This is a genomic window from Pseudogemmobacter faecipullorum, from assembly GCF_020539525.1.
Classification (GTDB): Bacteria; Pseudomonadota; Alphaproteobacteria; order Rhodobacterales; family Rhodobacteraceae; genus Pseudogemmobacter; species Pseudogemmobacter faecipullorum.
This window is the reverse complement of record NZ_JACDXX010000011.1, coordinates 99,500-119,961: the sequence shown is the minus strand read 5'-3', so window position 1 is coordinate 119,961 and position 20,462 is coordinate 99,500. Positions and strand designations below refer to the sequence as shown.

Here is a 20,462-nt window from a genome sequence, read left to right as displayed (position 1 = left end):
CGGGAGAGAAATGTGGGGCCTCAGGCCCCGGATCTTTCTTCCGCCCCGCAAAAACGGGGCGGAATGCGCAGGAAGAGGGATCCTGATCTGCATGTTGCGCGCCTCTCAGAAGCTCTGGCCCAGCTGCATCGCCAGATGTTCGACGATGGGGCCAAGGGCGAGGGCGGGCAGGAAGGTCAGGCCGCCGACGATCAGGATTACGCCCATCAGGAGGCCGACGAAGAGCGGCCCATGGGTCGGGAAGGTCCCGGCCGAGGCAGGCACTGAGGTCTTGCCCACCAGCGATCCGGCAATGGCCAGCGCCGGCAGAATGACCATGAAACGCCCCATCAGCATCGCCAGCCCGATGGTGATATTGTACCAGGGCGTATTGGCCGACAGCCCGCCAAAGGCGGAGCCATTATTGGCCGCGCCCGAAGTATAGGCGTAAAGCACCTCTGAGAAGCCATGCGGGCCGGGGTTCCAGATCGCGCCGCTGCCCGCCGGGAGCACCAAAGCAATCGCGGTGAAGCCAAGGATCGCCAGCGGCAGACACAGAATGGCCAGCATCGCCATCTTGACCTCGCGGCCCTCGATCTTCTTGCCCAGATATTCGGGCGAGCGCCCCACCATCAGCCCGGCGACGAAGATCGTCAGCACCACGAACAGCAAAATACCGTAGAAACCCGCGCCGACACCGCCGATGATGATCTCGCCCAGCATCATATTGATCATCGGGATCATGCCGCCGAGCGGCATGAAGCTGTCATGCATGGCAATCACCGCCCCGCAGGAAGCTGCGGTGGTGACGACCGCGAAGAGGGCCGAGCTGAGGATGCCGAAGCGGGCCTCCTTACCCTCCATATTGCTGCCCTCAAGGCCCAGCGAATGCAGCAGCGGGTTGCCCGCAGCCTCGGCCCACCAGGTGATGGTGACCCCGGCGAGGAACAACAGGCCCATGGCGGCAAAGATCGCCCAGCCCTGCCGCGGATTGCCCACCATACGGCCGAACACATTGGTCAGCGCCGCGCCAATGGCAAAGATCGAGACCATATGGATCAGATTGGTCAGTGCGGTCGGGTTCTCGAAAGGATGCGCGGCATTGACGTTAAAGAAGCCGCCGCCATTGGTGCCCAGATGTTTGATCATCATCTGCGAGGCCACCGGCCCCTGGGCGATGCTCTGCGGCGCGCCCTCAACCGTGGTGGCAAGTGTATAGGCGCCGAGGTTCTGCGGCACCCCCTGCCAGACCAGCACCATGGCGCCGATCACGCAGACCGGCAGCAGAATATAAAGCGTGCTGCGGGTCATATCGACCCAGAAATTGCCCAAACTCCTGGCGGATTTGCGCGAAAACGCCCGGATCAGTGCGATGGCGATGGCGATGCCGGTCGCGGCCGAGACAAAATTCTGCACCGCCAGTCCGGCCATCTGGGTAAAATAGCTCAGGCTCGTTTCCCCGCCATAGGCCTGCCAGTTGGTATTGGTCACGAAGCTGACGGCGGTGTTGAAGGCCAGATCCGGCGCCACTCCGGCAAAGCCCTGCGGATTGAAGGGCAAAGCACCCTGGAAGCGCTGGATCAGATAGAGCAGCAAAAAGCCTGCAAGGTTGAACATCAGCATGGCTGCGGCATAGCCGGTCCAGTGCTGTTCTTCCGGCTCACGCATGCCCGAGAGGCGGTAAAGGCCGCGTTCGAGCGGAGCGAAAATGGGAGAGAGCAGGCTCCGCTCTCCGCCCAGAACGCGGGTGATATAGCCGCCAAGCGGCTTTACCAGCGCGATAATGATCCCGACAAAGATCAGGATCTGGATCCATCCATTGAATGTCATTTTGCCTGCCCTCCGGGTCAGAACCGCTCGGGGCGGGCAAGGGCGTAAAGCAGATAGGCGGTCACAAAGACCGCCACCCCGCCGCCCAGCATGTAATCAAAAAGCATATCAGTCTCCGCCTCAGAGCTTTTCGCAGACCCGGATGTAGCCAGACATCAGGGCGAAGAAGCCGGCCGCTATGGCCAGAACGATTATGTCCATGTCGCGAAATCTCCTGGATCAGGGTTGGCCCTCTGCTGCGGGCACCGGGTTGCAACAGAGGGCATGGCGCTCCGGCTGGTTACGCGAACCGCAGGGCGCCTGATCAGAAGATAGGGCGAGAGCGCATAGGGCTTCGAGATGAGCCGACAGGCGACTTTATAGGAAAAGCATAAAGGTTTTGCGCCGGAACGGCCGTTTCGGCTGGCAAAACCCCCGCCGGGCCTGCCGAAGGCTTCAGGACGTAAGCGGGACAGCGCAACAGGGATGCGAGATCAGAATCGCTTGCCCCTCAGCAGCACGAGCCTGGCCGGGGCAGGTTTTCAGGGGTGAAAGCCCGCGTGGTTTTTGCGGGATCTTGGGGGGGCGGTTGCGGCGCAGACCAGCCCGGGGCTGCAGCGCAGGAAGCCAGTCCCCTGAGCGCAGAACTCTATGGTGCCGGCATGCGGTGATCCTGGCTCCTCCTGCCCCGGAAAGGATCGCCATCAGCACATCATGGGGCCATGAGAGCCAAAAGCGCCGGCCTCTGGCCAGCGCTTTGTGGATTTCAAGGATTGCAGAGCGCAGCTGCGCTCAGCCCAGATCGCCGCCGCCGATCGGCAGGGTCACGCCGGTGATATAAGAGGCTTCATCCGAGGCAAGGAACAGGATCGCCCCGGTCTGCTCATCAAGCGTGCCATAGCGTTTCATCAGACTTGAGGCGATGGTCTGATCGACAATCGTCTGATAGTGATCGGCGCGCTGGTCGTTTTCGGCATTCGGATTGCGCGGAATGACCCGAGGCGGCGCCTCGGTGCCGCCCGGGGCGGTGGCCACCACCCGGATGCCACGCTCGGCCACTTCCCAGGCCAGGCTGGCGGTGATCGCATTCACCCCGCCCTTTGCTGCCGCATAGGGCACCCGGTTCAGCGAGCGGGTGGCAATCGAGCTGACATTCACAATCACCCCGGCAGAACGGGGCAGCATGTGATCGAGCGCCGCGCGACAGCAGAACAGGGTCGGGAACAGCGAACGGCGCACCTCGGCCTCGATCTGATCCGGCTGGTAGAATTCATAGGGCTGGGCCCAGATCGTGCCGCCGACATTATTCACCAGAATATCGACCTGCCCCATCTGATCGGCGCCGAACTGCAGGGCCGCCACGCATCCTGCCCAGGTTTCCAGATCTGCCGCCATCTCATGCGCCACACCGCCTGCGGCACGGATTGCCGCCGCCACTGCGATGCGCTCCTCCGAGCGGTCGATCAGCACGACCTCAGCCCCTTCGGCGGCCATACGCTCGGCCACGCGGCGGCCAATGCCCTGGGCCGCGCCGGTGATGACGGCCTTCTTTCCTTCAAAGCGCTGCATAACTGCGCTCCTTTCCTTGGGTCAGATCAGATATCCGGGCCAGGCATCACAGCCTGGCCCGGATCGTCTTGCGCGCCGGGCAGAGTTACTCGGCCGGATGGGCTTTCATCACCGGCAGCGGGCGGCCCTCATAATACGCTTCTTCCGCTTCCGGGCTGATGCCATTGCGGCGCTGCCATGAGGCCAGCCAGGCCACGAAGAACGGCATGGTGAAGGCGGTGCAGACCACAGCGGTGGCCACCTGGGCCGAAGCAATCCCGACAATCGGCTCGAGCGAGGGATCGATCATCGCCAGCGCTGCCGGGGTGGCAATCGCATTGCCGGCGGTCGAGGCCTCTGCCGCACCGGCAACCATATTGCGGGTCGGGCGCGGATGGCGGCGCAGAACGTGCCAGAGATAGAGGGCGAGCATCGCCGCGCCGCCCGAGAACACCACGGTCATCAGGCCAAGCAGGATGCCCATCGCGCCCGAGGACAGCAGCACCGAGAAATTGATCCCGGCGCCGATGGCGAAGGCCGCGAAGGGGATGATCAGCTTTTCACCCGGAGCGAGGAATTTGCGCGCAGTCGGGCTGGTATTGCCCAGAATAAAGCCAATCAGCATCGGCAGAATAGCGGCCAGCAGGGCGGCCATCGGGAATTCTGCCAGACCCGCCGCGCCAAGCGCGATCATGGTCAGGAAGGGGCCGTCATTGATCGACAGCACCGAAATCGCGCCCTTATCGGTTTTATTGCCAAATTCTGAGGTCAGCGCGACGAAAAGCGAGCCATTGGAATTCGACATGGCGGCAATGATCGCCAGCGGCAAAAGCCCCCAGAGCGTGCCATCGGGCATGACGAAAGCCACAAACAGGCCGAACAGCACCGCGATGCCGTATTTCGCCAGCAAAAGCACGATGCCCTTTTCTACCGCCGGAACCGCCGCGCGGACATCGATCTGTGCGCCGACGCAGAAGAAGAACAGGCCAATCAGGGCCGGCAGGCCGCTTTTGAACAAAGCGGTGGTAAAGCTGCCCAGCTCCAGCACGCCTGGGGTCAGGCTGGCGACCACAGCGCCCAGGAACAAAGGCACGATCATCAGCGCGCCGGGGATGCGTCCAAGCTGACGCAGCAGGGTTTCCATGTGATATCCTCCCATTACGATATCGTCCCCGGACGCGGTTTAATGCGTGGGGGGTCAGGTTTGGCGGAGCTGCCAGAAATTCTGAAAATTCAGTAAGATCAGAGCCTTGCATCTCTGATCCTATGGTTCTTCCCCGGGAAGATTCTGCTCAGTGAACCGCCCCCTCGCTCCTCGGGCGCAGAAGGCGAAAGAAAGGCCCTGCAGTCAACTTATCCGCGGGTATCAACCGATACCCGCAAGGCTATTGCTGCATTGCGGCGCATTATTTCGCAGCGCCCGGGCGGAAGCCTGAGTTCGCCGGTAAGTTATTGTCATCCTTTATAGCCGCAGCGCAGAAATATTACGCCTTCAGGTCGGGCTTTGCGCGCATATCGCGAAAAGGTATCGCCCCATACCTGGACGAACCGGCGCTCCCTCGCCCACAAGCACAGGCGAAAACGCAAGCAGTTTGCCCGCGCGGCTGACCGGGGAGTCAGGGCGGCGGACTTTCGGAGGAGAAAGAAAACATGTCAGCCGTAAGCATTGATACCGTCACCGATGTTGTCATCGCCGCTCTGGGCAAAAACGGTCCGATCACGGATCGCAACCGCGTCATTCTGACCGCGCTGATCCGTCATATCCATGACTTCGCGCGTGAGGTGAAACTGCAGCATGACGAATTCCTGTTTGCCTGCGACTTCCTCGCCCGTGCCGGTCAGCTGACCGATGACAAGCGCCAGGAATTCATCCTGCTCTCGGATATCATCGGGCTTGAGGTGCTGGTGGATATGCTGAGCCATGGTGCCGAGGAAGGCGCCAGCGAATCGACCGTGCTGGGCCCGTTCTACCGTGAGAACCCCCCGGTCCTGCCGAAGGGCGCCACCATCTCGCAGATGCATTTTGACAATGAGGAAACCATCTATTTCGAGGGCCATGTCCGCGATACCAATGGCAATCCGATCGAAGGCGTGCTGGTCGATGTCTGGGAGGATGCTCCGAACGGTCTCTATGAGAACCACGATCCGAACCAGCCCGACTATAACCTGCGCGGTCGTCTGACCACCGATGCGAATGGCCATTATGCCTTCCGCGCTGTGCTGCCGGTCGCCTATCCGATCCCCGATGACCACACTGCAGGTGAGCTGATCCGCGCCATGGGCCACCATCCGATGCGCCCCTCGCATATGCATTTCATGCTGCAGAAAGACGGCTACAAGCGTCTGATCAGCCAGGTCTTCGACTCGCGCGACAAATATCTTGAGAACGACTCGGTCTTTGCGGTGAAAGAAAGCCTGATCGGCACCTATACCAAAGCCGCGCCCGAGCTGGAGGTCGATCTGCAGATCGCATTCGACTTCACCCTCTCGAAAGCCTGAGCCCTGTGCAAAAAGCCGGGCGCAAAAAGGCGCGCCCGGCCTGTTTTTTCTGACTGACAGGTTCCGCCGATGGCTCTGACATTACACTGGTCGCCGCGTTCGCCCTATGTCCGCAAGGCGATGGTGGCACTGCATGAAAAAGGCCTGATGGATCAGGTCAGCATCATCCGCACCGCCGCAGATCCGCTGATCCCGCATGAAGGGCTGATGCAGCTGAACCCTTTGAGCAAAATCCCGACGCTGGAGCGCGAGGGGCAAAGCCCGCTCTGGGACAGCCGGGTGATTATGGAATGGGCCGATCTGACCGGAACCAGCGGGCCGCAGCTTTTCCCCGCCGATCCGGAACAGCGCCTGCAGGTCCTGACCCTGGAAGCGGTCGGCAATGGTCTGCTCGACATTGCCTTGCCCTGGCTGGTCGAGATCCGGATGCGGCCGGAAGCGGCACGCTATCAGCCGCAGATCGACGCATACCGGCGCAAAAGCATTGCGGTTTTCGACTGGCTTGAGGCCAATATCACAAGCATTTCCACCAGCGGATTCAACGCCGGGCAGCTGGCGATCGGCGTGGCGCTGAAATATTTCGACTTCCGCTTCGAGGCTGAGGGCTGGCGCAAAAACCGCCCCCTGCTGACGGCCTGGTTTGACGACAGTTTCAGCCAGCGCCCCTCGGTGCTGCAGACCGAATTCCGCGACGATCCCCGGCCCCTGGCCTGAGGCCCGCCAGGGATCTGCCCCAGACAGTGCTGAGCACAGGTAAATTATGAAAATCACCCGGATCGAAGCGATCCCCTATGCCATTCCCTATCTGAAACCGCTGAAATTCGCCTCGGGCGCGGTGCATGTGGCCGAGCATATTCTGGTGCGTGTCCATGGCGAGGACGGGCTTTACGGCGAGGCCGAGGCCCCGCCGCGCCCCTTCACCTATGGTGAGACCCAGGCCGGGATCAAAGCCGTGATCGAGGGCATTTTCGCGCCGCAGATCACTGGCCTGAATGTGCTCGAGCGCGAAAAGATCCAGGCCCGGATCAACCGCACTGTCGGCAATCCCTGTGCCAAGGGGGCGCTGGATATTGCACTCTGGGATCTGGCCGGAAAGCTGCTGAACCAGCAGGCCACCACTTTGCTGGGCGGCTATACCGACCGGCTGCGGGTCAGCCATATGATCGGCTTTGATGATCCGGCCAAGATGGTCGATGTGGCGCAGAGCTTTGTCGAACAATATGGCATCACCACCTTTAAGGTGAAGGTCGGCCGCACTCCTTTCCAGCTCGATGTTGCGGTCTGCCGGGCGCTGCGGGCGCATTTCGGCGATAAGGTCGATCTCTATATTGATGGCAATCGCGGCTGGAGCGCCTCGGATTCCGCGCGGGCGCTGCGGGCGATGGAGGATCTCGATCTGCTCTTCGCCGAAGAGCTGAACCCGGCCGATGATGTGATGGGGCGGCGCTGGCTGGTGAAACAGGCCAAAATCCCGTTCTTTGCCGATGAATCCGTCTCGCGCCCGGCAGAGGTGGTGCGCGAGCTGCTCGATGGTTCGGCCACGGCGATCTCGATCAAGACCGCGCGCACCGGCTTTACCCAGTCGCAGCGCGTGCTCTTCCTGTCAGAATCGCTCGGGGTCGAGAATTACATCGGCAATCAGATCGACGGCCAGCTGGGCACCATGGCCTCGCTGGTCTTCGGATCGGCCTATCAGGCGACCTCGGGCCGGGCGGCAGAGCTGTCCAACTTCCTCGATATGAGTGATGACCTGCTGACCGAGCCGCTGCAGATCGCCGGGGGCGAGATGGTGATCCGTCCGGGCGCCGGGCTCGGGGTCACGGTCGATGAGGATAAACTCAGCCGCTACCGGCTCGGCAGATAAGGAAGCCTGCCATGCCCGTGACCGTTCCCCAGCTTAAGGCCACCTTTCTGGCTGGCAGCGAAGATCTGCCCTTGCTGGTGGTGCTGCCCTCGCTGGGCACGGCCGCCGCCGTCCTGTGGCGTGAAACTGCAGCCCTGCTTGCTGGGCAGTTCCGGGTGCTGGCCGTTGATCTGCCAGGCCATGGCGCCTCACCGGCTGCGACCGGGGATCTGACCATGGCGGCGCTGGCAGCGGCGGTGCGGGCCGCAGTCGCGCCCTTTGCCGCGGGCGAGAAATTTCTGTGTGCCGGGGTTTCGATCGGCGGCGCGATCACCCTGCAGCTGGCAAAGGAAAGCCCGGAGCTGCTGTCAGGCGCGGTGGTGCTCAATTCGGCGGCGAAGATCGGCAGCACTGCGGCCTGGTCCGAGCGCGCCGATCTGGTGCAGCGCGAAGGCACCAGGGTGCTGCGGGCCGGATCCGAAGCCCGCTGGTTCGCCCCCGGTTTTGCCCCCTGCCCCATTTCAGAAGAGCTGCTGGCAACGCTCAACGCCGCCGATGCCGGCAGCTATGCCGCGCTCTGCACCGCGCTGGCGCTGTTTGATCTGCGCCAGGACCTGCCCGCCCTTGCCCTGCCCATGCTGGTGATCGGCGGCATTGCCGATCTGGCCACCCCGCCCGCCGATCAGCAGGCGATTGCTGCAGCCGTGCCGGGGGCGCGGGCTGAGATCCTTGCAGATGTCGCCCATCTCGCCCCGGCGGAAAGGCCGCAGGCGGTTGCGGAGCTGATAGCGGCCTTTCGGGGTTGAACCGGCAGCGCCAGGCTGTCAGGGCGGCAGCGGCAACAGCTGAGAGAGGCCGGCCATGAATTTTCGCTACCTCGCGTATTTTATGGCCGTAGCCGAGGAATTGCATATGGGGCGGGCCGCCGAGCGTCTGGGCATCGCCCAGCCACCGCTGTCGCGCCAGATCAAGCAGTTTGAGACCGAGCTCGGGGTCTTGCTGTTTCACCGCGGCCGCAATGGCATCAGCCTGACCCAGGCCGGGCAGCGCCTGCATGAACGCGGCCTGCAGATTGAAAGCCTGGTGCGCGATACCGAACGCGAGGTCAGCCGGATCGGCCAGGGCATGGAGGGGCGGATCCGGGTCGGCTATGTCGGCTCGGCGGTCTATGGCATTTTGCCCAATGTGGTAAAATCCTTCCGCGCGCACTTCCCCGAGGTCGAGCTGGCGCTTTTGCCCATGAACAATGACCGGCTGAAGGCCGGGCTGATCCGGCGCGAGATTGACCTCGCCATTGCCCGGCCGGAACTGCATGACAGCGAGATCCTGTCGCGCCCGCTGATGAGCGAAGAGCTGATCCTCTGCGCCCCGGATACTTTGTTCCCCGGGCGTCAGATCATCGCCCCGAAAGAGATTTCCGGCCAGCTGCTGGTGTTATACCCTGAATTCCCGCGCCCGAGTTTTGCCGATCAGGTGCTGCAGAGCTGCGCCGCGCATGGGATTAACACCGACCGGGTTCTGTTCACCATGGATGTGAACACCGCGATCGGTCTGGTGGCGGTTGGCGAGGGGCTGGCGATTGTCCCGCAGTCGGTCGGATCGATGCAGCGCAATGGCATCCGCTTCCACAGCTTTGGCCCCTCGATTGGCAAAACCGGGGTCTCGATCAATCATCGCATTGATGATCAGGGCATCCATGTGAAGAATTTCGTCACCATAGCCCGCAACGTCGCCCGGGCGCTGTGAGGGCCGCACCACAGCTCGGGTCATGAGCCCGGAGTGAAGCGCCGTAAGAAAGCCCTGCGGCAGCCCCATACGGGGCAGGCGCAGGGCGCGCCGACAGCGCAGAGGCCGAAGCTTCCCTCTCTCCGCCAGTGCTCTCGCCGCAGCCCTATTCTGCCGGAGCAGGGGGAAGCATGAGCTGACAGCCCTTTACCATCTTGGAGCAGAGCCGCGCATCTGCCAGGATCCCCTCCAGGCATTACGGAGGGCTCAATGACGGCAGTCGCGCTGCCCCGCACGGTTCGGGCCAAGCTGCTGATCGCAATTGCCACGATGCTGACGCTGATGCTGGGTTCAGGCATTCTGGCCATCAGCGGGCTCAATCGCACCGGCAATGCGCTTTACTCGCTCAGTGATGAACGCCTTCCCGATATTCTCGCCGCCACCAGGCTCGCGCATCAGAGCACGGCGCTGGCGGCGCTGGCCCCCTTTGTCAGCTCGGTTGAGGTGATGAACCAGCTGGAGGCCGAAACGCTGCGGATTGATGGCATGATCCGTGACCTGGGTCTGCTGGTGACCGATCTGCCCGACAGCGCCTCTTTCGCCGGTGAGGCCGGGCAAAGGGTGCGCGACCTGGCCAGCGGCCTGTCGCAGGCAACCCGGCAAATGCTGGAGGCCAGCCGGAATTCCCTGGAATTGCGGGCCGAGATGGTCGAGCTGCAATATGGGTTTGAGCGCCAGAGCGAGGCCCAGGAGGCCCTTGCCGCCGCGATCTGGGCCGGGCCGCGCCAGCTGTTCTCGGAGGCTGTCGAGATCATTCTGGTGGCCCGGATCGCCGAAGGCATCTGGCAGCTCGATCAGCTGGAGGCCCGGTTCGGCCAGGTGCGGGCCAGTTTGGCGGCAGTTGAATTCCCACCCAGGGCGGAGTGGATTCCGCGTTTTCTGGATCAGCAGAGCAGCCTTTTCGATCTGCGCCGCGCGCAGCTGAAATCGCAGCAGCGGGTCCGTTTCCTGCTGGCCTCGATCCATACCCTGTCAGCCGATATGGGCGCGGCAGTGGCCGGGATCGTCGCCACAACCTCGGCCGCCGCCGAGGCGCAAAGCCAGGCGCTGAGCGCGACGCTCGAGCGAACCAAACGCAATATCACCATTCTGGGGGTGATTGCGCTGAGCGCGGCGGCGCTGACCGCGCTTTATGTGCTGAGCGATCTGGCCCGCAACCTCGATGCCGTGACCCGGGCGATGTCGCGGCTCGCCGCAGGCGACCGCAATGCCGCCATCCCCGGCCTGCAGCGCAGTGACGAGCTGGGCAGCCTTGCCCGCGCCGCCAGCATTTTCAAAGATGCCAGTTTCGAGCGCCAGCGGCTGGCCGAACAGGTGATCGAGGGCAACCGTCTGGTCGAGGCGACCTTTGCCAATATGAGCGACGGCATATCGGTTTTTGACCGCGAGCAGCGCCTGGTTTCCTGGAATCCCCGCTTTCTGACCATGACCGGCCTTGCCGCCGACCGCATCCGCCATGGTCAGAGCTTTGGCGCCATCGCGGGGGCGATGCAGGCAGCGGGGGTAACGCTGCACGGGCTGGATGGCGGCCAGATCTCTCATCCTGAAACGGTGGATCTGCGCAGCAGCAGCGCCGCCTCATATGAGATGCACCACCCCGACGGGCGGGTGATCGAGATCCGCAGCCAGCCGATGCCCGAGGGCGGATTTGTCACCGTCTATATGGATCAGACGGATCGCCGCCGCATTGAGCGCCAGCTGCACCAGGCGCAGCGGATGGAGGCGGTGGGGCAGCTGACGGGGGGCATCGCCCATGATTTCAACAATTTTCTCGCCGCGATCAGCGGTAATCTGCAGATGCTGCAGGACCGCCTTTACGAAGACCCCGAACTATCCCCCCGGATTCTGCGCGCGCTCGATGCAACGGAACGCGCGGCTTCGGTGACCGAGCGCCTGCTGGCCTTCTCGCGCCAGCAGGCGCTGCAGCCGGAACTGACCCGGGTGGATGAGCTGATGTTCAACCTTCTGGAACTGCTGGGCTATCGCCTCGCGCCCACGGTCGAGATCCGGGCCGATATCGGGCCTGACCTGCCGGCCATTCTGGTTGATCCGGGTCAGCTGGAAAACGCAGTGCTGAACCTGTTGTTCAACGCCCGCGACGCCTTGCCCGAGGGCGGCACCGTCACCATCAGCGCCGCGCTGAGCGAGGGAGCGCTCACGCTGACGGTCGCTGATCAGGGCATCGGCATGTCGCAGGACGTGCTGGCGCGGATCTATGAGCCGTTTTTCACCACCAAGAACAACGGGCGCGGCTCGGGCCTGGGGCTGAGCATGGTCTATGGCTTTATTGCCCAGTCGGGGGGCGAGATCGCGGTCGAAAGCCGCGCTGGCGCAGGCACCAGGGTGCAGATCCGCCTGCCGCTGGCAGGGGCTGTGCCGGGCAACGCCATAGGCGGCGGGCCCGTTGAGGCCCCGGAGCGCGGCAATAAACCGGGGCGGGGCCAGCATATACTGCTGGTGGAGGATGATCCTCTGGTGCGCGAGACCGCGGCCGATATGCTGCTCTCCCTCGGCTACCAGGTGCGGATGGTGCCGGATGCGGCTGCGGCCCGTGAGGCGCTGGCGCAAGGCCCGTTTGATCTGCTGTTCACCGATATTCTGTTGCCCGAAGGGCAGACCGGGCTTGATGTGGCGCGCGAGGCCGCGACATTGCAACCCGGGCTGCCGGTCCTCTTTGCCTCGGGCTATATGCAGATCAAAGGCGCGGGCGCGCTGCATCTGCCGGAAGGGGCCACATTGCTGCGCAAACCCTATCGCAAAAGCGATCTGGCCAGGGCGGTCAGCGCCTCGCTGCACCGCCCCGCCGAGGATAGCGCGACCTGACCCTGCCCCGGTGATTCTGCTTTCTTTCAGCGAAACACATCATTCAAGTCAGGCCTCACGGGATAAAATCCGTTCACCCGCCTGCACGGGCATTCTCCGCGAGAAGGATAATATATTCATTATTATACATTAAATTCAGGATAATTTTCGCTGACCGCTCAGGCGTCTCGCTTTCTGCCCATCCACAGGACGGCACTTCTTCCCAGGCCAGCTTTTGGCTTGATTATTTATTATAGCAGATTGAAAATAGATCCTGGAGGAGGTGCCCTTGCTGTTCTTTGCTGACATTGCAAAAATCGGGAAAATCGCGACGTTTTCACAGATGGCTCTGCCTGACGGGGTCACCAGCACCCCTGCGCTGATCCTGAAATCGGGGCAGAGCATTGTCTGATCACAGCCTTGATGCCCTCGCCCGTCTTATTGAAAGCCGTTCGGCCGGGAAGAGCCGCTTTCTCATCGCGCTGGCCGGTCCGCCCGGGGCGGGGAAATCCACCATGGCCCGCCGCCTCGCCGAGCGGCTGAGCCATGCCGATATCCTCCAGGCTGACGGCTATCATTATGACAATATCCTGCTCGATCATCTCGGCCTGCGCCATCGCAAAGGCGTTGCCGAGACCTTTGACATCCCGGGCCTCGCGGCGATGCTGCACCGGATCCGGGCAGGCGAAGAGGTGATTACCCCGGTGTTTGACCGCCGTCTTGATCTGGTGCGCGGGGCGGCCGGGCGTCTGCTGCCGGAGATCAGACATGTCGTGGTCGAAGGCAATTATCTCGCGCTTGCCAGCGGTCCCTGGGCCCAGCTGCGCCCGCTGTTCGATCTGACCGCCTATATTGAGGTACCGGAAGAGGAGTTGCGGCGGCGGCTGACTCAACGCTGGACCGATCTCGGCTGTTCCGGGGCAGAAGTGGCGGAACATGTTGATGGCAATGATATGATCAATGCCGAGCTGATCCGCGAGCAGAGTCTGAAGGTCGATTTCACCCTGCGCAACTGATCGCTGGCAGCCGCCCGCGATGAAAGGCCCGCCCCTGGCGGGCCTTTTGCCGTTCCGGGCCCGCATAAATGTTAATGGATGATGAACAAACCTGCCCCAAATCGCAGATCATTCATTCACATAGAAACGGTTTCATCGCGCAGAGGTCCCGCCTGGCGGGAGGGGAGGAGACAGCGATGCAGCCCGTTCTGGAGATGAGGAACGTCTCGAAAACCTTTGGCAGCGTGACGGCGCTGTCCAATGTGCAGCTCTCGCTTTATCCGGGCGAAATCCATGCGCTGATGGGAGAGAACGGCGCCGGAAAATCCACGCTGATGAAAATCCTCTCAGGGGCCTACCGGCCCGATGCCGGGGCCGAGATCCTGATTGATGGCCAACCGGTGCAGATCACCGGCCCGATCAGTGCTCGGGCGGCGGGGGTGTCGATCATCTACCAGGAACTGGCGCTTTCGCCAAACCTGTCGGTGGCTGAGAATATTTTCCTCGGGCGTGAGCTCGCCCGGGGCGGCGTGCTGCGCCGGGCGGAAATGCAGGCCTCGGCCGCGCCGGTGCTCAGACGTCTTGGCGCAAATTTCGCACCCTCGACCATCGTTGGCACGCTGAACGTGGCCAATCAGCAGCTGGTCGAGATTGCCCGCGCGCTGCATGCCGATTCACGCATTCTGATCATGGATGAGCCAACAACCGCGCTTTCGGAACGCGAAACCGAAGGGCTGTTCTCGATGATCCGCCAGCTGCGCTCTGAGGGGCTGGCCATCGTCTATATCTCGCATCGGATGAACGAGGTCTATGAGCTGGCCGACCGGGTCTCGATCCTGCGCGACGGCAGCTATGCCGGAACGCTGAACCGGGCCGAGGCCTCGCCGGATGCGATTGTGAAACGCATGGTCGGGCGTGAGCTGAGCTCGCTTTATACCAAGACCAGCAGCGGTGCGGCAAAGACCGCCGCGATCATGCTTAAGGTGCGTGATCTCTCTGATGGCCGGCGCGTGCATGGCTGTTCCTTTGATCTGCGGGCGGGCGAGGTGGTTGGTCTGGCCGGGCTGGTTGGCTCTGGCCGGTCTGAACTGGCCCAGGCGGTGTTCGGGGCACGCCCGCGCAAAGCGGGGGAGATGTGGCTGGAGGGCAAAGCCTTTGCACCGCAGTCGCCACAGGATGCCATTGCCGCGCGTGTCGCCTATCTGACCGAAGACCGGCGCGGCGACGGGCTGTTTCTGGACATGTCCTGCGAAGAGAATATCAATACCGGCGTTTTGCGCGATGATGCGCGCTGGGGCATGTTGCTGAACCGCAGCCGTGCCCGCGAAAGGGCGAATGAATCCATCCGCTCGCTCGCGGTGCGGGTGCCGAATGCCAGTTTCCCGGTCGGGGGGCTGTCGGGCGGCAATCAGCAAAAGGTGCTGCTGTCGCGCTGGCTGCAGATCCGGCCCCGGGTGCTGATCCTTGATGAGCCGACACGCGGCGTAGATATCGGCGCGAAATCCGAGATTTACCGCATCATTGACGCGCTGGCCCGGGAGGGGGTGGCGATCCTGGTCATCTCATCCGAGCTGCCAGAGGTGATCGGTGTCTCGGACCGCATTCTGGTCATGCATGAGGGCCGGATCAGCGGCGAGGTTGGCGGCGAGAGCGGGATCGCGCCCAGCCAGGAAAATATCATGGCATTCGCCTCAGGGGTCGGGCTGGCAAACGCCGCCTGAGACCAGAGCCGGACCCTGTTCTGGTCCGGCGTTACACAATGAATGGCCGGTATCGCCTGCACATTGCCGGGCCATCACGTCCGGCAGCGCCAGGACTTCAGCGGTGAGAGGAGGAGCAGGATATGAGCTCAACGGAGACAGAAATCGGGGTCAGCATGGCCGAACGGCAGCGGCGGCTGAAGGCAATGATCGCGACACTTGGCATGTTGCCGGTCCTGATCGTGGTGGCGATCGGCTTCCATTTTCTGTCGGAGGGGCGTTTCTTCACCGGTCAGAATATCTCGGTGGTGCTTCAGCAGGCTGCGGTGAATATCGTTCTGGCGGCGGGGATGACCTTTGTCATCCTGACGGCGGGGATCGACCTCTCGGTCGGCTCGGTGCTCGCGGCGGCGGCGATGGCCGGGCTGATTGTCTCGAATATGCCCGGGCTCAGCTCTTTCTGGATTTTTGCAGCACTTGGCACCGGACTTGGTTTCGGCATGCTGAACGGTTTACTGATCTCATCCCTGAAGCTGCCACCCTTCATCGTGACACTTGGCGCCATGACCGCCGTGCGCGGCATCGCCCGGCTGATGGGCAATGATACCACGATCTTCAATCCCGAAATCCCCTTTGCCTTTATCGGCAATGGCGCGATCCCGCTTATTCCGGGCATCTTCTCGCTGCCCTGGCTGGCCGTGATTGCGCTGCTGGTGATCCTGGTCTCCTGGTTTGTGCTCAAGCGTACCGTGCTCGGCACCCATATCTATTCGGTCGGCGGCAATGAGGCGGCGGCGCGGCTCTCGGGCATCAAAGTGCCACGCATCTATCTGATCGTTTACGGCATTTCGGGCCTTTGCGCCGGGCTTGGCGGGGTGATGCTCTCAACCCGGCTTTACGCCGCGAACGGGCTGCAGCTGGGTCAGGCCTATGAGCTCGACGCCATCGCGGCGGTCATCCTCGGCGGCACATCCTTTGTCGGCGGCGTGGGTTCGATCTGGGGCACGCTGGTCGGGGCGCTGATCATCGCGGTTCTGTCGAACGGCCTTGTGCTGATCGGGGTCTCGGACATCTGGCAATATGTGATCAAGGGTCTGGTGATCATCGGCGCCGTGGCGCTCGACCGGTTGCGTCAGAGGGATTCTGCCCGGACCTGAGGCCGGGAAGCAGCAGGCCGGATGCACAGGCGGGTCAACTGCATCCGGCCCCCATGTTCAGACCCGGGAGGAGAGATTTCATGTTCAGACACACGCTGATGGCAGGGGTTGCCACCCTGGCGCTGCTCGCTGGCCCGGTGCTGGCCGAAGAGCCGGTGGCAGATAAAAAGCTTGAGCGGATCGGCATTTCGCTCGGCACGATGAGCAATCCCTTCTTTGTCGCCCTGGCGCGCGGCGCCGAGGCCGAGGCAAAGAAGGTCAATCCCGATGTCCAGGTCATGGCCTTCGGCTATGATTATGACATCGCCAAACAGTTCAGCCAGATCGATAATTTCATCTCGGCCGGGGTGGATCTGATCCTGCTCAACCCGGCAGATGCCTCGGCGATCGGCCCGGCGATCAGACGCGCGCAGGAGGCGGGGATCGTTGTGGTGGCGGTGGATACCTTCGCGGAAGGGGCGGATGCCGTGGTGACCACCAATAATGTTCAGGCCGGAGAAATCGCCTGCCAGTATATCGTCGACAAGCTGAAGGGCGAGGGCAATGTCATCATCCAGAACGGCCCGCAGGTTTCGGCGGTGATCGACCGGGTCAATGGCTGCAAATCGGCCCTGGAGGCGGCGCCGGGCATCACAATTCTCTCCTCAGACCAGGATGGCAAAGGCACGCGCGAAGGCGGGATGAATGTGATGCAGTCGCATCTGGTTCGCTTTGCCGATATTGACGCGGTTTTTGCCATCAATGATCCCCAGGCGATCGGCACGGATCTGGCAGCCCGTCAGCAGGGCCGCAGTGGCATCATCATCTCCGCCGTTGATGGTGCGCCCGATATCGAGGTTGCGCTGAAAGATGCGGGCGCCGTGATGATCGAGGCCTCGGCCTCGCAAAACCCCTATGACATGGCGCGGCGCGCGGTCGATCTGGGGGTGAAAGTGCTGCAGGGCGAAGAACTTGCCGCGCCGGTCGAGCTGATGGATTCGAAGCTCGTGACCCGTGAAAACATCGCCGATTATATCGGCTGGGCCAGTGACCCTGCCGTTACAGACTAAGGTAAACTGACGGGAGTTAAGCGGGGGGGCCGCAGCCATAGTCCAGCCCGCCAGACCCCGTATCTGCTGCGGCGGTTCAGGCTTCATCTTACGGAGCTTGCAACCGCCGCCTTTTTCATTAGCCTCCGGCTGAGGGAGGATGTGCATGAGGCCGGTAGTCCGCTATTTCACGCGACTGCAGCGGCGGCTGGCCCCGCTGTGGCTGATCGCGCTGACAGCTGCGCCCCCGGTTCTGGCCGAGACCCCGCAGGCCCCCCGCCTGGTCGAGGTGATTATTGCTGATCTCTCCAATCCGTTTTTTGCCCATCTGGCGCGCCAGATCGAAACCAGTCTCGCAGAGGCTTCGCCCGGGACCGAGGTCGTGGTCCGCTCCAGCGGCTATGATCTGAACCGCCAGCAACGCCAGATCCGCGATGCGGTGCTGGCCGGCGCAGATTTCCTGATCGTGAATGCGGTCAATACAACCGGGCTTTCCGGGGTGATTGCCGAGGCCCGTACCGCCAGGATACCGGTGATTGCGGTTGATGTTAAAGCCGCGGGGGCAGATGCTTTTGTGACCTCAGACAATTTCGAGGCCGGGCGGATCGCCTGTGACTATATCACCGAACGACTGGGCGGGCGGGGCAATGTGCTGATCCTCTATGGTCCGCCGGTTTCGGCGGTCTTCGACCGCAACGCCGGCTGCGAGGCGGTGCTGGACCAGCATCCTGGTATCACCATCCTGACCGAATATGGCGATTCCGGCGGCAGCCGCCTCGGCGGGCTGACCTATATGTCCCAGCTTCTGCCGCGTCTGCCGCATATTGATGCGGTGTTTTCCTTCAACGACCCGACCTCGCTTGGCGTTTTACAGGCTGCGCGCGAGGCGGGCCGCAATGAGTTCTTCATCGTCTCGGTCGATGCCTCGCCCGAAGGGATCCGCGCCATGGCCGAGGAGGGCAGCCTGCTGGTGGCCAGCGTGGCGCAATATCCCAAAGCGATGGCCGATCAGGTGATGACCACCGCCATGGCGCTCTGGCGCGGAGAGACTGTCGCAGAACGCGAGCTGACGGTTCCGGTGCAGCTGCTCACCCGCGAGATGCTGGCGAAGGTCACGAATTACTGGATGGATCCGCTGTGACCCCCGCAGCCGGGATCCGGCAGAGCATCGCAGTGGTCGAGGATGATCCGGCCCAGGCAGCGCTGCTCTGTGAATTTCTCGAGGCCGAAGGTTATCTGCCCCGCCCCTGCCCCAGGGCGCGCGAGCTTGCCGAGCTGCTCGCCGGGGAAACGCCCGCGCTCGTCCTGCTCGATCTGGGCCTGCCCGATGAAGACGGGCTGGCACTGGCGGCGCGGGTGCGGGCCCTGCACCAGATCCCGATCATCATCCTGACCGGGCGCGGCTCCGAGATCGACCGGGTGGTCGGGCTTGAGATCGGCGCCGATGACTATCTGGTCAAACCCTATAGTCTGCGCGAGCTGGCCGCCCGGATCCGGGCGGTGTTGCGCCGCAGCACCGGCGCTGCGCTGCCCGCTGCAGTGGCCGGGCAGCCGCTGCGCGAAGGCTTCCGGTTCGATGGCTGGGCGTTCGACAAGCTGCGCCGCAGACTGACCGATCCAAAAGGCAATGCTGTCGAGCTGACGGTTGGTGAATTTGACCTGCTGGCGGCCTTGCTGGCGGCACATGGCCGGGTGCTGTCGCGTGGCCAGCTGCTGGATATGACGCGGCGCGGCCATGATGCGGTTTATGAGCGCACGATTGACGTGCTGATCCTGCGGCTCCGGCGCAAGATCGAACCCGACCCCGCCCATCCGAGGCTGATCATGACCGAACGCGCCATCGGCTATCATTTCGCGGGCGCGGTTGAGGTGGTCTCAGCCGGGTGAGGCGCAGCTCAGGACAGCCGCCCGGCCAGGGCATCTGACCGCTCGCCCAGCATCAGCACGCTGGAATCCGGCGCGAGCAGCGCCGAGACCGGCAGGGTTGCCGCCCCCACCGGCGAGGCGAGGGCGCCAAACCCGCCCCCCATCAGCTCCGGCGCGACGATCCCCTCTGCCGCAGTCGCGGAAAACCGCGCCTGCACCAGGGCCAGCAGTTCAAGATGCAGATTGCGCGGCAGAATACTGTCAATGATGATCGCCCTGAGATCGATGACAGAGGTGATCGCGAGGATCGCCTCGGCCAGCGCCCCGGCACAGTCGAGACACCAGTCCCGCACCGGCTGGCGGGCCGCATCGGGCAGGGGATCCAGCCCCCGGACCCGGCTGATCTTCAGCCCCTGTGCCTGCAGATGATCCAGCAGCACATAGACCGAGGCGCGGTGCATCAGGCTGGTGCGGTGCGCAGACGGCACCGCCGCCGTACTTAACCCCGAGGGCGAGACCGGCAGCGGCCCCAGGGCCGCACTATTGCCATGCGGCCCGGTATGTACCCTGCCATCAAGCACCAGGCCGCCACCGATAAAAGTATCAATCGAAATATGCATGAAATCGCGAAACCGCATGCCCGCGCCAAGTACCAGCTCGGCATGGGCAGCGGCAGTGGCATCATTCTCGACAAAAACCGGCATCTCGCCACTGTCGAAGAACGTCATCAGATCGATCGACTGCCAGCGGCTGCCGAGATCTTCGGGAAAGCCAAGCGTCTCGCTCCAGCTGCCCAGAAAATAGGGGGCGGCAATGCCAAGCCCCGCGACAGTCGCCCCCGGCACCCGGCTGACCCGGGCGCAGAACTCCTGGATCGCGGCATTGCCCGCCCGCCGCACCCGGACCGGGTCCGGAAAATCATAATCCTGCCCGATCCGGGCGCAGATCTCACCGGTGAAATCCAGCATCACCGCCTCTGTCGCGCGGCGGCCGATCCTGATGCCGATGCTGTAGAGCCGGGTTGGGTTCACCGCATAGAGCACCGAGGGCGAGCCGCGCCTGCCCAGCCTTTTGCCAAGCTGCCTGACGAAACCCGCCTGTTCCAGCCCATCAATAATATCGGCAACTGCCGCCGGGGTCAGATGCGCGATGCGGGCCAGATCGGATTTGGAAGCCTCACGCTGATGGCGCAGGGACTGAAGGATGACACGCTCATTATACTGCCGCAGCCTGGCAGAATTGCTGCCTTTTCCTGACAATCGCTTGCTCTCTGTGCTGTACCGGCGTGCTCTCCCGCGCCCTGCCCCAGCCTATCCTTCCTCGCCAGAGCAGGGTCAAGTCTGTGGCCCGCCCGCATCCTAAGAAATCAGCCCGCTGCGGCATATTTAAGAGAGCAGACAGATGAATTCCCCGCGTTCGGGTGGCCAGGCTTCAGCCGCCCGGCAATACCA

Annotated in this window: 17 protein-coding genes; 12 read left to right on the top strand and 5 right to left on the bottom strand. The window is 63.0% G+C overall.

The features are described from left to right. Nucleotides 1–105 precede the first annotated feature (105 nt). The 4 genes from kdpA to H0485_RS13060 form a co-directional block, all read right to left on the bottom strand. A complete protein-coding gene (kdpA, locus tag H0485_RS13075; RefSeq protein ID WP_226936245.1) occupies nucleotides 106–1,809 on the bottom strand; it encodes a potassium-transporting ATPase subunit KdpA in 1,704 nt (567 codons plus the stop codon). Nucleotides 1,810–1,826: 17 nt separating this feature from the next. After that, nucleotides 1,827–1,916, bottom strand: coding sequence for a potassium-transporting ATPase subunit F (locus H0485_RS13070; RefSeq protein ID WP_226936243.1), 90 nt, complete (start codon nucleotides 1,914–1,916; stop codon nucleotides 1,827–1,829). A gap of 664 nt (nucleotides 1,917–2,580) precedes the next feature. Further along, nucleotides 2,581–3,357, bottom strand: coding sequence for a benzoate diol dehydrogenase BenD (gene benD, locus H0485_RS13065; protein WP_226936241.1), 777 nt, complete (start codon nucleotides 3,355–3,357; stop codon nucleotides 2,581–2,583). An 85-nt stretch (nucleotides 3,358–3,442) separates the two neighbouring features. Next, nucleotides 3,443–4,480, bottom strand: a complete 1,038-nt coding sequence (locus H0485_RS13060; RefSeq protein WP_226936239.1) for a 2-keto-3-deoxygluconate permease — start codon at nucleotides 4,478–4,480, stop codon at nucleotides 3,443–3,445. A 506-nt stretch (nucleotides 4,481–4,986) separates the two neighbouring features. Here H0485_RS13060 and H0485_RS13055 point away from each other — a divergent pair. The 12 genes from H0485_RS13055 to H0485_RS13000 all read left to right on the top strand — a co-directional run bounded on the left by H0485_RS13055 (nucleotide 4,987) and on the right by H0485_RS13000 (nucleotide 19,032). Beyond that, on the top strand, nucleotides 4,987–5,835 hold the full coding sequence (locus H0485_RS13055) for a dioxygenase family protein (RefSeq protein ID WP_226936237.1): 849 nt from the start codon (nucleotides 4,987–4,989) through the stop codon (nucleotides 5,833–5,835). A 69-nt stretch (nucleotides 5,836–5,904) separates the two neighbouring features. Further along, nucleotides 5,905–6,549, top strand: a complete 645-nt coding sequence (locus tag H0485_RS13050; RefSeq protein WP_226936236.1) for a glutathione S-transferase family protein — start codon at nucleotides 5,905–5,907, stop codon at nucleotides 6,547–6,549. Nucleotides 6,550–6,595: 46 nt separating this feature from the next. Then, nucleotides 6,596–7,699 carry a mandelate racemase/muconate lactonizing enzyme family protein gene (locus H0485_RS13045; RefSeq protein ID WP_226936234.1) on the top strand — a complete coding sequence of 368 codons (1,104 nt, stop codon included), beginning with the start codon at nucleotides 6,596–6,598 and terminating at the stop codon, nucleotides 7,697–7,699. Between the two features lie 11 nt (nucleotides 7,700–7,710). Continuing rightward, nucleotides 7,711–8,484 carry an alpha/beta fold hydrolase gene (locus H0485_RS13040; protein WP_226936233.1) on the top strand — a complete coding sequence of 258 codons (774 nt, stop codon included), beginning with the start codon at nucleotides 7,711–7,713 and terminating at the stop codon, nucleotides 8,482–8,484. Between the two features lie 55 nt (nucleotides 8,485–8,539). Beyond that, on the top strand, nucleotides 8,540–9,424 hold the full coding sequence (locus H0485_RS13035; protein WP_226936232.1) for a LysR family transcriptional regulator: 885 nt from the start codon (nucleotides 8,540–8,542) through the stop codon (nucleotides 9,422–9,424). 249 nt (nucleotides 9,425–9,673) lie between these two features. Continuing rightward, nucleotides 9,674–12,286 carry a hybrid sensor histidine kinase/response regulator gene (locus H0485_RS13030; RefSeq protein ID WP_226936231.1) on the top strand — a complete coding sequence of 871 codons (2,613 nt, stop codon included), beginning with the start codon at nucleotides 9,674–9,676 and terminating at the stop codon, nucleotides 12,284–12,286. Nucleotides 12,287–12,669: 383 nt separating this feature from the next. Beyond that, nucleotides 12,670–13,281, top strand: a complete 612-nt coding sequence (locus H0485_RS13025; protein WP_226936229.1) for an AAA family ATPase — start codon at nucleotides 12,670–12,672, stop codon at nucleotides 13,279–13,281. A gap of 176 nt (nucleotides 13,282–13,457) precedes the next feature. Next, nucleotides 13,458–14,981: a sugar ABC transporter ATP-binding protein gene (locus tag H0485_RS13020; protein WP_226936227.1), complete on the top strand. Its 1,524-nt coding sequence runs from the start codon at nucleotides 13,458–13,460 to the stop codon at nucleotides 14,979–14,981. A 122-nt stretch (nucleotides 14,982–15,103) separates the two neighbouring features. Continuing rightward, complete coding sequence (locus tag H0485_RS13015; protein WP_226936225.1) at nucleotides 15,104–16,117, top strand: ABC transporter permease subunit; 1,014 nt, start codon at nucleotides 15,104–15,106, stop codon at nucleotides 16,115–16,117. Nucleotides 16,118–16,197: 80 nt separating this feature from the next. After that, the gene (locus H0485_RS13010; protein ID WP_226936223.1) at nucleotides 16,198–17,166 is read left to right on the top strand and encodes an ABC transporter substrate-binding protein; all 969 of its coding nucleotides are present in this window, start codon (nucleotides 16,198–16,200) and stop codon (nucleotides 17,164–17,166) included. A 145-nt stretch (nucleotides 17,167–17,311) separates the two neighbouring features. Next, nucleotides 17,312–18,286, top strand: coding sequence for a substrate-binding domain-containing protein (locus H0485_RS13005; protein ID WP_226936221.1), 975 nt, complete (start codon nucleotides 17,312–17,314; stop codon nucleotides 18,284–18,286). After that, on the top strand, nucleotides 18,283–19,032 hold the full coding sequence (locus H0485_RS13000; protein ID WP_226936219.1) for a response regulator: 750 nt from the start codon (nucleotides 18,283–18,285) through the stop codon (nucleotides 19,030–19,032). Before H0485_RS13005 ends, H0485_RS13000 begins: the two co-directional genes overlap by 4 nt. Before the next feature lie 8 nt (nucleotides 19,033–19,040). Here the strand turns inward: H0485_RS13000 and H0485_RS12995 are convergent, their stop codons facing one another. Beyond that, nucleotides 19,041–20,270, bottom strand: a complete 1,230-nt coding sequence (locus H0485_RS12995; protein ID WP_226936217.1) for an ROK family transcriptional regulator — start codon at nucleotides 20,268–20,270, stop codon at nucleotides 19,041–19,043. Nucleotides 20,271–20,462: the final 192 nt, after the last annotated feature.